At 42.9% G+C, this 12,071-nt stretch carries 14 protein-coding genes; 12 read left to right on the plus strand and 2 right to left on the minus strand.

All coding sequences use genetic code 11. The features are described 5' to 3' along the window. Positions 1 to 95 precede the first annotated feature (95 nt). Positions 96 to 833 carry a sulfite exporter TauE/SafE family protein gene (locus tag DZC72_RS05890; RefSeq protein WP_125221929.1) on the minus strand — a complete coding sequence of 246 codons (738 nt, stop codon included), beginning with the start codon at positions 831 to 833 and terminating at the stop codon, positions 96 to 98. Positions 834 to 902: 69 nt separating this feature from the next. Between DZC72_RS05890 and DZC72_RS05895 the strand changes: the two genes are divergently transcribed. The 4 genes from DZC72_RS05895 to DZC72_RS05910 are packed head-to-tail and all read left to right on the plus strand — an operon-like array spanning position 903 to position 4,731. Continuing rightward, on the plus strand, positions 903 to 2,714 hold the full coding sequence (locus DZC72_RS05895; RefSeq protein WP_125221930.1) for a sodium:solute symporter family protein: 1,812 nt from the start codon (positions 903 to 905) through the stop codon (positions 2,712 to 2,714). A 9-nt stretch (positions 2,715 to 2,723) separates the two neighbouring features. Beyond that, on the plus strand, positions 2,724 to 3,809 hold the full coding sequence (locus tag DZC72_RS05900) for an acyltransferase family protein (protein ID WP_125221931.1): 1,086 nt from the start codon (positions 2,724 to 2,726) through the stop codon (positions 3,807 to 3,809). After that, on the plus strand, positions 3,806 to 4,375 hold the full coding sequence (locus tag DZC72_RS05905; protein WP_125221932.1) for a hypothetical protein: 570 nt from the start codon (positions 3,806 to 3,808) through the stop codon (positions 4,373 to 4,375). The genes DZC72_RS05900 and DZC72_RS05905 overlap by 4 nt, the downstream gene beginning before the upstream one ends. Further along, positions 4,360 to 4,731, plus strand: a complete 372-nt coding sequence (locus DZC72_RS05910; RefSeq protein ID WP_125221933.1) for a DUF2237 family protein — start codon at positions 4,360 to 4,362, stop codon at positions 4,729 to 4,731. Before DZC72_RS05905 ends, DZC72_RS05910 begins: the two co-directional genes overlap by 16 nt. 41 nt (positions 4,732 to 4,772) lie before the next feature. On the opposite strand, the gene DZC72_RS05915 is transcribed toward DZC72_RS05910, so the two are convergent. Further along, positions 4,773 to 5,363 carry a riboflavin synthase gene (locus tag DZC72_RS05915; RefSeq protein ID WP_125221934.1) on the minus strand — a complete coding sequence of 197 codons (591 nt, stop codon included), beginning with the start codon at positions 5,361 to 5,363 and terminating at the stop codon, positions 4,773 to 4,775. Positions 5,364 to 5,421: 58 nt separating this feature from the next. On the opposite strand from DZC72_RS05915, the gene pdxA reads away from it, so the two are divergent. The 8 genes from pdxA (at position 5,422) to DZC72_RS05955 (ending at position 12,066) form a co-directional block, all read left to right on the plus strand. Beyond that, a complete protein-coding gene (pdxA, locus tag DZC72_RS05920; protein WP_125222617.1) occupies positions 5,422 to 6,474 on the plus strand; it encodes a 4-hydroxythreonine-4-phosphate dehydrogenase PdxA in 1,053 nt (350 codons plus the stop codon). A gap of 119 nt (positions 6,475 to 6,593) precedes the next feature. Beyond that, positions 6,594 to 7,124, plus strand: coding sequence for a YceD family protein (locus DZC72_RS05925; RefSeq protein WP_125221935.1), 531 nt, complete (start codon positions 6,594 to 6,596; stop codon positions 7,122 to 7,124). Positions 7,125 to 7,132: 8 nt separating this feature from the next. After that, on the plus strand, positions 7,133 to 7,330 hold the full coding sequence (gene rpmF, locus DZC72_RS05930; protein ID WP_125221936.1) for a 50S ribosomal protein L32: 198 nt from the start codon (positions 7,133 to 7,135) through the stop codon (positions 7,328 to 7,330). Between the two features lie 239 nt (positions 7,331 to 7,569). Continuing rightward, on the plus strand, positions 7,570 to 8,562 hold the full coding sequence (locus tag DZC72_RS05935; protein WP_125221937.1) for a beta-ketoacyl-ACP synthase III: 993 nt from the start codon (positions 7,570 to 7,572) through the stop codon (positions 8,560 to 8,562). Positions 8,563 to 8,594: 32 nt separating this feature from the next. Further along, on the plus strand, positions 8,595 to 9,089 hold the full coding sequence (gene accB / locus DZC72_RS05940; RefSeq protein ID WP_125221938.1) for an acetyl-CoA carboxylase biotin carboxyl carrier protein: 495 nt from the start codon (positions 8,595 to 8,597) through the stop codon (positions 9,087 to 9,089). Positions 9,090 to 9,162: 73 nt separating this feature from the next. Continuing rightward, positions 9,163 to 10,515, plus strand: a complete 1,353-nt coding sequence (gene accC / locus DZC72_RS05945; RefSeq protein WP_125221939.1) for an acetyl-CoA carboxylase biotin carboxylase subunit — start codon at positions 9,163 to 9,165, stop codon at positions 10,513 to 10,515. A gap of 328 nt (positions 10,516 to 10,843) precedes the next feature. Continuing rightward, positions 10,844 to 11,740, plus strand: a complete 897-nt coding sequence (locus DZC72_RS05950) for a restriction endonuclease (RefSeq protein WP_125221940.1) — start codon at positions 10,844 to 10,846, stop codon at positions 11,738 to 11,740. Positions 11,741 to 11,742: 2 nt separating this feature from the next. Next, positions 11,743 to 12,066 carry an HNH endonuclease gene (locus DZC72_RS05955; RefSeq protein ID WP_125221941.1) on the plus strand — a complete coding sequence of 108 codons (324 nt, stop codon included), beginning with the start codon at positions 11,743 to 11,745 and terminating at the stop codon, positions 12,064 to 12,066. Positions 12,067 to 12,071: the final 5 nt, after the last annotated feature.

A 12,071-nucleotide genomic window follows, 5' to 3' on the forward strand; every position in this document is an offset into this window, starting at 1 on the left:
GATATTTCGACAGGCTTTTTTATAGCTGAATTCCGATTTGATTTATGTAATCTTGAATTTGGGGTTTGGAATTTTATAATTGGATTTTCTATATTCTATCCCACCATAATTAAGAGCGCCCCTAGTGCGGTAAGCACCAAAATCATTTTACGGAAAAACTCCTCATTGATCAATTTAATAATGCGAATCCCAACAAAGAAACCCAGGAATATGCCGGGCAAAAGTTTTACATTGAGTATCAGGGATTCCCACGTAATGGTTTTCCAGACAAAAAAGTGAAAGGGCAACTTTAAAACATTAACGATCAAAAACAACCAAGCTGCCGTCCCTATAAAATGATTTTTGGGCAGGCGCATCGCCAAAAAATAAATATTGGAAAAGGCTCCCGCCAAATTCCCTACCATGGTGGTGATACCGGCCAGGGTGCCAATAGTGCCTGAAAAGGTCCAATGGGTGGGAACCGTCTTCACTTTTTTCCGATCCCACCAATACATCATAATTACGGTGATGATGATAATGATCGCCATGCCAATCCTAAACAGGTTTTCGGGAAGGTCCTTACCTAATATAACCCCAATAAGCAGTCCAAATACCATCCATGGCAATACCTTGAAGACATAACTCCATTGGGTATGCCGGTTGTAGTAGATGACCGCGAAAATATCGGCCAAAATAAGGAGCGGTACTACCATACCCGTGGATTCCTTGGCCCCAAAAGCCAAGGCCATAAAGGTAACATTGATGACCGCGATTCCCTTAATCCCTGCCTTGGACATGCCTATTACAAAGGCGGCAAGCGTGGCCAAAATCCAAGACGTTAAAGAGATTTCCATGGTTTATCGGGCAAATCACAAAAGTATCTTAAATTATTTTATCTTTAGTAGCTAACTAACAACCAAACTATGGAATTAAGCACCCTCGACTACAGTTTTATAGTGGTCTTCTTCTCTATCGTTTTAGGAATAGGAATTTATGTTTCAAAGAAATCAGGAAAGGATTCCTCGGAGTTTTTTCTTTCTGGGCGGACCATGCCTTGGTGGTTACTTGGTTTGTCCATGGTAGCCACGACCTTTTCAACAGATACCCCAAACCTGGTTACGGACATCGTCCGTACCAACGGTGTTTCGGGAAACTGGGTCTGGTGGTGTTTCCTGATTACGGGAATGCTTACGGTTTTTGTGTATGCCAAATTATGGCGTAAATCCAATGTAAATACTGATTTGGAATTTTATGAAATGCGGTATGGAGGGAAACCTGCAAGCTTTTTACGAAAGTTCAGGGCCATCTATCTTGGCGCGCTGTTCAATATCATCACTATGGCCTCCGTGACCTTGGCGGCCATTAAGATCGGCGGTATCATGCTAGGACTGGAACCTTGGGAAACCGTTGTGGGCGCAGGCTTGATTACCGTAATATTCAGTGCCCTTGGAGGATTTAAGGGTGTGGTTTATACCGATTTTCTCCTATTTTTCGTTGCCATGTCCGGTGCTATTGGAGCAGCCTATTATTTGGTGAACATACCAGAAGTTGGAGGGGTGGCTGCTTTGATGCAGAACGAAAACGTAGTGGACAAGCTGAATATCCTACCGGATTTTGATAATACCCAAGTCCTGATTACCCTGTTCATAATACCCATTGCCGTGCAGTGGTGGAGTTCTTGGTATCCTGGTGCTGAACCCGGTGGTGGTGGGTACATTGCCCAAAGAATGTTGGCGGCCAAGGATGAAAACCATGCCATAGGAGCAACTTTCTTTTTTAATATCATGCATTATGCCTTACGCCCTTGGCCCTGGATTTTGGTGGCCCTGGCATCCTTGGTGGTATATCCCGATATTGCGAGTATTGCGGAGGCATTTCCCAACATGGACGAAAGCAAACTGGGCCATGACCTGGCCTATTCCGCTATGCTGACCAAACTACCAAGTGGTCTTTTGGGCGTGGTTTTGGCATCGTTGATCGCGGCCTATATGAGTACCATTTCCACACAGTTGAATTGGGGTTCCTCCTATATCGTTTTTGACTTTTACAAACGACAGATAAATCCCGATGCTACCGAAAAGCAAATGGTGGCCGTTGGAAGAATTTCTACGGTAGTCTTAATGGTAGTAAGTGCCCTTTTTGCATTGACCCTTCAAAACGCTTTTGAAGTGTTTGATCTTTTGATTCAGTTTGGTGCAGGAACGGGGCTCGTTTTTATCCTTCGATGGTTTTGGTGGCGTATCAATGCATGGAGTGAGATTACGGCCATGTTCGCCTCTGGAATTTTGGTCATTTTGTTGGCGAAAACCAGTTTGGGCGATATGTTTTTCGCACCCGAAACAGGTATATTCCCAGAATGGGCCAACTACCCTTTTATAGTAGTGGTCACCACAGCTATCTGGCTTTTGGTCACCTTTTTGACACCCCCTGAATCCGATGCTACCTTACGGTCTTTTTACAAGAAAATACAACCGGGTGGACCAGGTTGGAAGAAAGTGGTTTCCAAATCCAAAGCTGAAAACGTGGAAATAGTGAAAGCTGGTGAAAAATGGAGCGTTCCGCAAGGTATTACCGCTATGCTGTTGGGCATCGCCTTAATCTATTCTATTATGTTCGCCACCGGATATTGGATCTATGGTAGGACTCCTAGTGCCCTCATCTTAACGGGAGTTGCCTTGGTTACGGGTTTCCTTTTGATAAAGGCATGGAATAGGATGAAAGACAATATCCTTTAAACCGGGGAAATGAAAAATAGAATTCTTTCGGTCGATATTTTTAGGGGAGCGACTATCTTATTGATGGTCCTGGTGAATACCCCGGGAACGTGGTCCAATGTATATGCTCCATTTTTGCATGCTCAATGGCACGGCTATACCCCAACTGATTTGGTATTTCCTTTCTTTCTGTTTATCGTTGGGACCTCTATCGTTTTTTCCTATAAAAACAAGGAAGTGAATTCCAACACGTACAAGAAGATCATCGTCCGGACCTTAAAACTAATTGGACTGGGATTATTTCTTGGTGCCTTCTTGATTAAATTTCCATTTTTCAAGGCATGGGAGAACATCCGTTTTCCCGGCGTACTACAGCGAATTGGCGTAGTCTTCTTTTTTACTTCCATTCTGTTCATCAACTTTAAATGGAAAACTTTAATGGGCATTGCCATTGCACTATTGATCGGTTATTGGCTGATGATGACCTTGATACCCGTTGAAGGTCTTGCCTCTACTTTGGAGCGTGCGCCCAACAATTTTGCAAATTGGCTGGATGTACAGGTTTTTGGTTCACATAATTACAAACCGGATTATGACCCAGAAGGACTATTAAGTACAATCCCATCAATTGTAAGTTCCTTATTGGGAATTTTTACAGGGATGATCCTGATTTCGAAACAGGAAAGAAAAGCCACTATTTTAATGGGTATTGGCGGAAGTTTGTTGATTATTGGTCATTTATGGGATTTGGTTTTCCCAATAAACAAAGCCTTATGGACCAGTAGTTTTGTGCTGGTCACCGCAGGTTGGGCCAATTTGATTTTGGCATTGATCTATTATTTGACCGATGTTAAACAAATCAAGTTTGGCAGTATTTTTAGATATGCCGGGGCCAATGCCATTATCATCTATTTTCTTTCCAGTTTCATTGCGAAAGTGATGGGTCAAATTCAGGTAGACGAAACTTCCCTCCATGGATGGTTGTTTCAAAAGATTTACGTCCACGATGCCATTTCCCTTGAAATGTCCTCCTTATTATACGGACTTACCGTACTGGCGTTTTATGCTCTTTTAGGATATATCCTCTACCAAAGGAAGATTTTTATAAAGGTATGATCATAAAACTCCTTGGGCACTTTAAATACTCCGTGGTATTGCTATGCCTTGTTTTTGTTAATGTCCATCAGATAAAGGCACAGGAAAATTATCGCCCGGGCTATGTCATTATTAAGGTAGGAGATACCTTGTACGGTAAAATAAGTGATCGAAGAACAGGCCCCTTTGGTGGCATACATGATAAAATTAAATTCAGCGGTAAGGGGCGTAAGAAACGTTTTTCCCCAAATAAAATACTATCCTATCGAAAAGGCGATTCTGTTTACAGGTCTTTTCTTCTGGATGGGGAAGCCACATTTTTACGTGTGGTATCAGAAGGGCCGGTTTCACTTTACAAGTATGAATTGCAAGAGCAAGGGGAAGAAATGGTGTTGGATATTGCCTACCTTAAGAAAGAAAGCAATCATGAACTTGTACGTGCAGACCAAGGCATATTTGGCTTAAAACGGCAACGATTGATACAATTTTTTCAGGATTGCCCTCCCTTGGCCGAAAAAATCCGCCGTAAGGAGTTTAAATACCCTCACCAATTGGTGGATTATTATAACGAATGGATAAAAAAGTAAAGAATGTTTTGGGAACCGAGCTATGTTCCTGTTGCTTTGATCCTATGACCGGTTTTTATAGGGACGGATTTTGTAAAACAGGTGGCGAAGACGTTGGAACCCACGTGGTATGTGCTGTAATGAGTGAGGAATTCCTGGAATTTACCAAATCAAAAGGAAACGATCTGTCAACTCCAATACCCCAATGGAATTTCCCAGGACTTCAAGTTGGAGACAAGTGGTGTTTGTGCATTTCACGCTGGTTACAGGCGGAAAAGGCCGGGGTAGCACCTAAAGTTATATTGGAGGCGACCCATATGAATGCGCTCAAATTTACCACATTGGAGGTGCTGAGCAAGTATGAGGTAAAAATCTAATGTGTGAAACAGGGATTTCCAGGCTTCCTTAACAAATCCTACTACTTCGGTTGGTGCATCAATTTCGCCACGTACTTCCCAATTACGTCGAACTCAAGATTTACCACTGTACCCACTTTGTAAGTATTGAATCGGGTATGCTCGTAGGTGTAGGGAATAATCGCAACATCAAAGGTGTTTTTTCCTGAATTCACTACGGTGAGACTCGTACCATCAACGGTAATGGAACCCTTTTCAATAGTAGGATTTCCGGTAGCGGTATCGTATTCAAAGGAGAATATCCAACTCCCGTTTTCTTCTTGGATGTTTGTGCAAACGCCAGTTTGGTCCACATGTCCTTGGACGATATGGCCGTCCAACCGAGACCCCATGATCATGGCGCGTTCCAGGTTTACGGAATCCCCAACTTGCAAATCACCTAAATTGGTTTTTTTTAAGGTCTCTGCAATAGCGGTCACCGTATAGGTTTCCCCGGAGATTTTCACCACGGTCAAACATACCCCATTATGGGCTACACTTTGATCTATTTTTAATTCAGAGGTAATGCTGGAAGAGACCCTAATATCCAAGTTGCCGCCCTTGGATTCCAATTGGGCAACGGTACCCAATGTTTCGATGATTCCGGTAAACATGTGTCGTTTTATTTAAGTAATTTTGAATCCTAAAATAGCTTACAAAGATACAGATATAATGGAGGAAAACGGGAACATAAAGTTAGGGATATCCATCGGTGATTTAAACGGAATAGGGTGTGAAGTGGTCCTAAAGACTTTTGAGGACAGCCGCATGCTCGATTTTTGTACTCCCGTCATTTTTGCTTCCAACAAAACCATTTCTGGCCAGCAAAAGGCTTTGGGAATTTCCATTCCGTTCAATGGCGTGCAGGAGGCTTCCAAGGCGGTGGACGGAAAACTGAATATTGTCAACGTTTGGAAACAAGTACCTGAAATACAGTTTGGACAGGCCACTAAGGAAGCGGGCGATTTTGCCCTACAATCTTTAAAAGCTGCGGTTGCTGCGCTGAAAAATGGCGAGATAGATGTTTTGGTTACCGCCCCGATCAATAAAAATAACATTCAGGCCGAAGATTTTAAGTTTCCCGGGCATACGGATTATCTGGCCCAGGAACTGGAAGGTGAAAGTCTTATGTTCATGGTAACGGACGACCTTAAAATAGGATTGTTGACAGACCATGTAGCGGTCAAGGACGTATCATCTGCCATCATACCCAGATTGATTCGCGATAAGGTGAATACGATCGAGAAATCCCTAAAAATGGATTTTGGCATCCGGAAACCTAAAATCGCACTGTTGGGCATCAATCCGCATAGTGGTGATAATGGGGTCATTGGAAAGGAAGACGATGAGGTATTGAGACCCGTCATAAATGAAATGACAAATAACGGGCATTTGGTCTTTGGGCCCTATTCAGCCGATAGCTTTTTTGGGTCGGACAACTACAAAAACTTTGATGCTGTTTTGGCCGCTTATCACGACCAAGGCCTCATTCCTTTTAAGACGCTCTCCTTTGGAAGGGGGGTCAATTTTACGGCGGGACTTAGCAAGGTTCGCACTTCCCCCGATCATGGTACGGCCTATGAAATCGCCGGTCAGGGCAAAGCGGACCACAGCTCTTTTAAGGAAGCCGTGTTCATGGCCATCAAGATTTTTAGGAACAGAACGGAGTACTTGGAACTTACCGAAAATGTTTTGAAAAAGCAGCGCATTAAGCGCGAACGTTAGTTTTTGGCCTCCAAAAAGTTATAAAGATAAATAGTTGATAACTATTGCCCGTTATCAAAATAATAGTATCTTTGCACCCGCCTTTTAAGGTAAGGATTTAATATTAAGAGTTGTACGTGATGAAGCAAAAGGAGTTCAATATTCCTTTTTCAGGGTTGAAACAGGGAAAGCACGACTTTAAGTATGAAATCGACAAAAAGTTCTTTGAATCTTTTGGTTACGACGAATTTAATGAAGTGGCTGTTGACCTCACCGTTGTTTTGAACAAAACAAGTACCATGTTGGAACTTGATTTTGAAGCGGACGGAACGGTCAATGTAGACTGCGATATTACCAGCGAACCTTATGACCAGCCCATTGAGGGACATTTGGAGTTGGTGGTAAAGTTTGGTGAGGAATATGACGATAATGATGATGAAATCCTCATTTTGCCCCACGGGGAGCATCAGGTCAACGTGGCACAGTACATTTACGAGCTGATAATCTTGGCCGTGCCCCAGAAGAGGGTACACCCGGGTATCGCGGACGGTACATTAAAATCGGAAGCCTTGGAGCGACTTCAGGAACTTCAGCCAAAGGATAAGAATAACGACAACGAAAAAAACGATCCCCGTTGGGACGAATTAAAAAAACTATTAACGGATAAATAAGGTTACAAATGGCACATCCTAAAAGAAAAACATCCAAAACTAGGAGAGACAAGAGAAGAACACATTACAAAGCGGTTGCACCTACATTGGCTACAGATTCTACAACTGGAGAGATGCATTTGTACCACAGGGCCCACTGGCACGAAGGTAAACTGTACTACAGAGGCCAGGTTTTGATAGACAAAGCAGAGGAAGTAGAGGCATAATGCACCTTTTATAAACGGATTATCGACTCCCACTTCGTATGAAGCGGGAGTTTTTTTTAGCCATAATCCTACAGTTTACTAGGATAATCGGTTTACAGGTATTTAAGAATCGAACTGGGATTAAACCCATGATTTTTTTCAAAAACAGGTTGTTTTGCCACAAAAAGTCGGCGAAAATCACTAATTTTCACAACTTTTGACGTGTTTTTGAAAGTTTTTCACACGAAAGCAATTGAAATATGACCAAAATTACAGCAGCCATAACCGCTGTGGGAGGCTATGTTCCCCAATTTATCCTCACCAATAAAATGTTGGAAGAAATGGTAGAGACCAATGACGAGTGGATTACTACCAGAACCGGAATAAAGGAACGACGCATATTAAAGAAAGAGGAAGGGGAAGGCTCTTCGTATTTGGCCATTCAAGCGGCCAAACAAATCCTTGAAAAGAAAAACTTGGACCCGGCTGAAATAGATTTGGTCATTGTAGCAACGGCCACACCGGATAGTATGGTCGCCTCCACGGCTGCCTTTGTAGCTTCGGAAATTGGTGCCAAAAACGCTTTTGCCTACGATCTTTTGGCGGCATGTTCAAGCTTTTTGTTCGGGATGTCCACCGCGGCCCGTTATATTGAATCCGGCAGGTATAAAAAAGTATTGTTGATAGGGGCCGATAAGATGTCCTCCATTATCGATTACACGGATCGTACCACCTGTATCATCTTTGGGGACGGCGCCGGTGCCGTATTGTTCGAACCCAATACCGAGGGCTTGGGACTAAAGGACGAATATCTTAGGGCCGATGGCTCTGGCCGTCAGTTTTTGGGCATGGAAGGGGGTGGTTCCCTAATGCCGGCAACGGAACAGACCGTAAAGGATAGAAAACATTTTATATTTCAAGACGGGAAGACCGTATTTAAATTTGCGGTCTCCAACATGGCGGATGTAGCGGAACGTATCATGAAACGCAACGACCTTGCCGATACCGATGTATCTTGGTTGGTACCGCATCAGGCCAATAAACGCATCATCGATGCCACGGCCAACCGCATGGGATTGGACCAATCCAAGGTATTGATGAACATTCAGCGGTATGGCAACACCACATCGGCTACCTTGCCCTTGCTGTTAAGCGATTACGAGGACAAATTAAAAAAAGGAGATAATTTAGTTTTTGCCGCCTTTGGGGGCGGATTTACATGGGGATCCATTTATTTGAAGTGGGCCTATTAATTGGAAGACCAAACTAACATATATTTACAACTATGGATATTAAAGAAATTCAAAGCCTTATCAAGTTCGTAGCAAAATCTGGAGCTAGTGAAGTAAAATTGGAAACGGATGACATCAAAATCACCATCCGTACAGGTGGCCCCGGTAGTGGCGAGACCACATTTGTACAATCCATACCTATGGCCCAAGCGCCCGTAGCGCCTGCCGCCGCTCCGGTACAACAAGAGGTACCTGCTTCCCCGGCAACACCCGCCAAGGAAGCTGACACCAAAAAGGACGATTCCAAATACATTACGATCAAGTCGCCCATTATTGGAACCTTCTACAGAAAGCCATCACCGGACAAACCGGCCTTTGTAGAGGTAGGTGACAAGATTTCCGCCGGTGACGTACTTTGTGTGATCGAAGCCATGAAGTTGTTCAACGACATAGAGTCTGAAGTATCAGGTACCATTGTTAAGGTATTGGTAGATGACTCCTCACCAGTGGAGTTTGATCAACCATTGTTCTTGGTAGATCCAGCATAAATCGGTATTGGACCGGTACATTGGGCACTTGCCCAATGGATATGATGTAAGACGTTCACTAAAAGATCAAGACATGTTTAAAAAAATATTGATTGCAAATAGGGGAGAAATTGCGCTGCGCGTTATCCGTACCTGTAAGGAAATGGGTATAAAAACGGTAGCGGTGTACAGTAAGGCCGATGAAGAAAGCCTTCACGTACGTTTTGCGGACGAGGCCGTTTGTATTGGACCAGCACCCAGTAGCGAATCCTATTTGAAAATACCGAATATCATTGCGGCGGCCGAAATCACCAATGCGGACGCGATTCATCCCGGTTATGGTTTCCTTTCGGAAAACTCCAAGTTCTCCAAGATATGTGCAGAGCACGATATCAAGTTCATTGGGGCCTCCGCGGAGCAGATAGACCGTATGGGCGACAAGGCCACGGCCAAGGCGACCATGAAGGCCGCTGGGGTTCCCTGTGTACCCGGATCGGACGGATTATTGAAAGATTTGGCCGATGCCAAGAAGACCGCCAAGAAAATGGGCTATCCCGTCATGATCAAAGCCACTGCTGGAGGTGGTGGAAAAGGAATGCGTGCCGTTTGGAGCGAGGAAGAAATGGAGGCCCACTTTGAAAGTGCGGTAAAAGAGGCCACGGCAGCTTTTGGGAACGGAGGGATGTATATGGAAAAGCTGATCGAGGAGCCTAGACATATTGAAATCCAAGTGGTGGGCGACCAATATGGCAAGGCCTGTCACTTGTCCGAACGTGATTGTTCCGTACAGCGTCGCCATCAAAAATTGACGGAGGAAACCCCATCCCCTTTTATGACGGACAAACTCCGTGACGAAATGGGAAAAGCGGCCGTAAAGGCAGCGGAATATATCAAATACGAAGGGGCAGGTACGGTAGAGTTTTTGGTGGACAAACACCGTAAATTCTACTTTATGGAGATGAACACCCGTATACAGGTGGAGCACCCCATTACGGAGCAGGTAATCGATTACGATTTGATTCGTGAGCAGATTTTGGTAGCGGCCGGGGTACCTATTTCCGGAAAGAACTATTTCCCAAAATTGCACTCCATAGAATGCAGGATCAATGCAGAGGACCCGTACAACAATTTTAGGCCGTCACCGGGCAAGATTACCACTCTGCATATCCCTGGAGGCCATGGCGTACGGATGGATACTCACGTATACAGTGGCTATAGCATACCGCCCAATTACGATTCCATGATCGCCAAGTTGATTACCACGGCACAGACGCGGGAAGAAGCGATCAACAAGATGAAAAGGGCCTTGGACGAGTTTGTGATCGAGGGGATAAAGACCACGATACCCTTCCATAGGCAATTAATGGACCATCCGGATTATTTGGCGGGCAACTATACCACAGCCTTTATGAACGACTTTAAGATGGACCCCCCCAAGGAAAATTAAAGTGTAAAACTCCAACAGCGATGTTGGAGTTTTTTTTTGAACCTTTTGGACGTTGAGCGGAGTCGAAACGACAAAAAAGGTCTAATAGAAGCTTGTCCCGAGAAGCTTGCCCTGAGCGTAGCCGAAGGGAGTCGAGAGATAGCCGAAGGGAGGCGAAATGCCAACCTCTTAAAGAATCATCGATAATCGATTTGTGTCAAACCATCGTCAAAAACCGCTACCCATAAACCTGTAATCCTATTTCTAATAATGATTTGGTTATCTTAGGTGCAAGTATATAAAATCGATTATTACTTAGAGTTGTAATCCACTTTGATAAGTTTTGAATATGGAACTACCAAAATATCATGAAACCTTTATTCCTATACTAGAAATTCTAAACTCCGTCGATTCACTAAAAAGCCGTGAATTAGCATCAAGGGTACGTGATACTTATTATTCTTATTTACCAGTAGAACTACTTAATCAAAAGACTAGTTCTGGCGCTAATGTTCTACTTGATAGAATCCTATGGGGCAAATCATATTTGAAGATGGCCAAATTTGTTTCCTATCCTCAACGGGGATTTGTTCAAATAACCGAAAAAGGTAAGTCTAGACTAGCAAAAGGTAATTTACCATTGCATGACCTTCAAAATGATAAAGATTTTATAAATCACCGAGAGTCTGTAATAAGCGAAAAAGAAAACGAAATTGAACTGGACGCTGTCAACGTAGAAAATGCCTCACCTCAAGATTTAATTGATTCGGGATTTTCTTCAATTGAAACAGAAGTAAAAACCAATCTTCTGGAAAGACTTAAAGAAATTGATCCTTATTATTTTGAGAAGGTCATACTTATATTACTGAAGAAAATGGGTTATGGAGATTTCGTTGAAACTACTAAATCAAATGATGGGGGTATTGACGGAATAATAAATGAAGACAAATTAGGGCTTGAAAAAATTTACACCCAAGCAAAACGCTATAATGAAAATAAGGTAAGAGAAAAGGACATAAGAAATTTTATAGGTGCCATGAGTGGTGACACTAGTAAAGGAGTTTTTATTACAACTTCCACATTTGACGATTCGGCAATTAAAAAAGCAAGAGAAGCTCACCATTCTATAATTTTAATTGATGGAGCAAAGTTGGTTGACTTAATGCATCAATATAATGTTGGAGTTCAAGTCAAAACAGTTTATGAAGTTAAAGAAATTGATAACGATTTTTTTGAAGAGAATTAGTCATGGCAAATCGTTGGGGAATACCGAAAGACGTTGAGGATTTCGTTAAGCAAAGAGATAAAAATTGTGTTTATTGTGGCCAGGAATTTTTAGAGCAACCTGAATCAAGGAAACATAAACCATCTTGGGAACATATTGTAAATGATGTCAGAATTACTGGAACAGATAATATTTCCCTTTGTTGCTTGTCCTGTAATGCAAGTAAGGGAGCCAAGTCTTTGGAAGAATGGTTTCAAAGTGATTACTGCAATCGAAATAATATTAACGTGAATTCAGTAGCATTAGTGGTAAAGGAGGCTGTCAAGAAACGATCAGAATTAAAATAAACATA

Origin of the sequence: Maribacter algicola, from assembly GCF_003933245.1 — a bacterium.
Classification (GTDB): domain Bacteria; phylum Bacteroidota; class Bacteroidia; order Flavobacteriales; family Flavobacteriaceae; genus Maribacter; species Maribacter algicola.

What these genes read in the sequence shown, in the direction of transcription:
- DZC72_RS05900 (WP_125221931.1), top strand. Translation starts at nt 2,724, where the DNA reads ATGAAAAATAGAATTCTTTCGGTCGATATTTTTAGGGGAGCGACTATC.
- rpmF (WP_125221936.1), top strand. Translation starts at nt 7,133, where the DNA reads ATGGCACATCCTAAAAGAAAAACATCCAAAACTAGGAGAGACAAGAGA.
- DZC72_RS05910 (WP_125221933.1), top strand. Translation starts at nt 4,360, where the DNA reads ATGGATAAAAAAGTAAAGAATGTTTTGGGAACCGAGCTATGTTCCTGT.
- DZC72_RS05905 (WP_125221932.1), top strand. Translation starts at nt 3,806, where the DNA reads ATGATCATAAAACTCCTTGGGCACTTTAAATACTCCGTGGTATTGCTA.
- DZC72_RS05895 (WP_125221930.1), top strand. Translation starts at nt 903, where the DNA reads ATGGAATTAAGCACCCTCGACTACAGTTTTATAGTGGTCTTCTTCTCT.
- DZC72_RS05935 (WP_125221937.1), top strand. Translation starts at nt 7,570, where the DNA reads ATGACCAAAATTACAGCAGCCATAACCGCTGTGGGAGGCTATGTTCCC.
- accC (WP_125221939.1), top strand. Translation starts at nt 9,163, where the DNA reads ATGTTTAAAAAAATATTGATTGCAAATAGGGGAGAAATTGCGCTGCGC.
- DZC72_RS05925 (WP_125221935.1), top strand. Translation starts at nt 6,594, where the DNA reads ATGAAGCAAAAGGAGTTCAATATTCCTTTTTCAGGGTTGAAACAGGGA.
- accB (WP_125221938.1), top strand. Translation starts at nt 8,595, where the DNA reads ATGGATATTAAAGAAATTCAAAGCCTTATCAAGTTCGTAGCAAAATCT.
- DZC72_RS05955 (WP_125221941.1), top strand. Translation starts at nt 11,743, where the DNA reads ATGGCAAATCGTTGGGGAATACCGAAAGACGTTGAGGATTTCGTTAAG.
- DZC72_RS05890 (WP_125221929.1), bottom strand. Translation starts at nt 833, where the DNA reads ATGGAAATCTCTTTAACGTCTTGGATTTTGGCCACGCTTGCCGCCTTT.
- DZC72_RS05915 (WP_125221934.1), bottom strand. Translation starts at nt 5,363, where the DNA reads ATGTTTACCGGAATCATCGAAACATTGGGTACCGTTGCCCAATTGGAA.
- pdxA (WP_125222617.1), top strand. Translation starts at nt 5,422, where the DNA reads ATGGAGGAAAACGGGAACATAAAGTTAGGGATATCCATCGGTGATTTA.
- DZC72_RS05950 (WP_125221940.1), top strand. Translation starts at nt 10,844, where the DNA reads ATGGAACTACCAAAATATCATGAAACCTTTATTCCTATACTAGAAATT.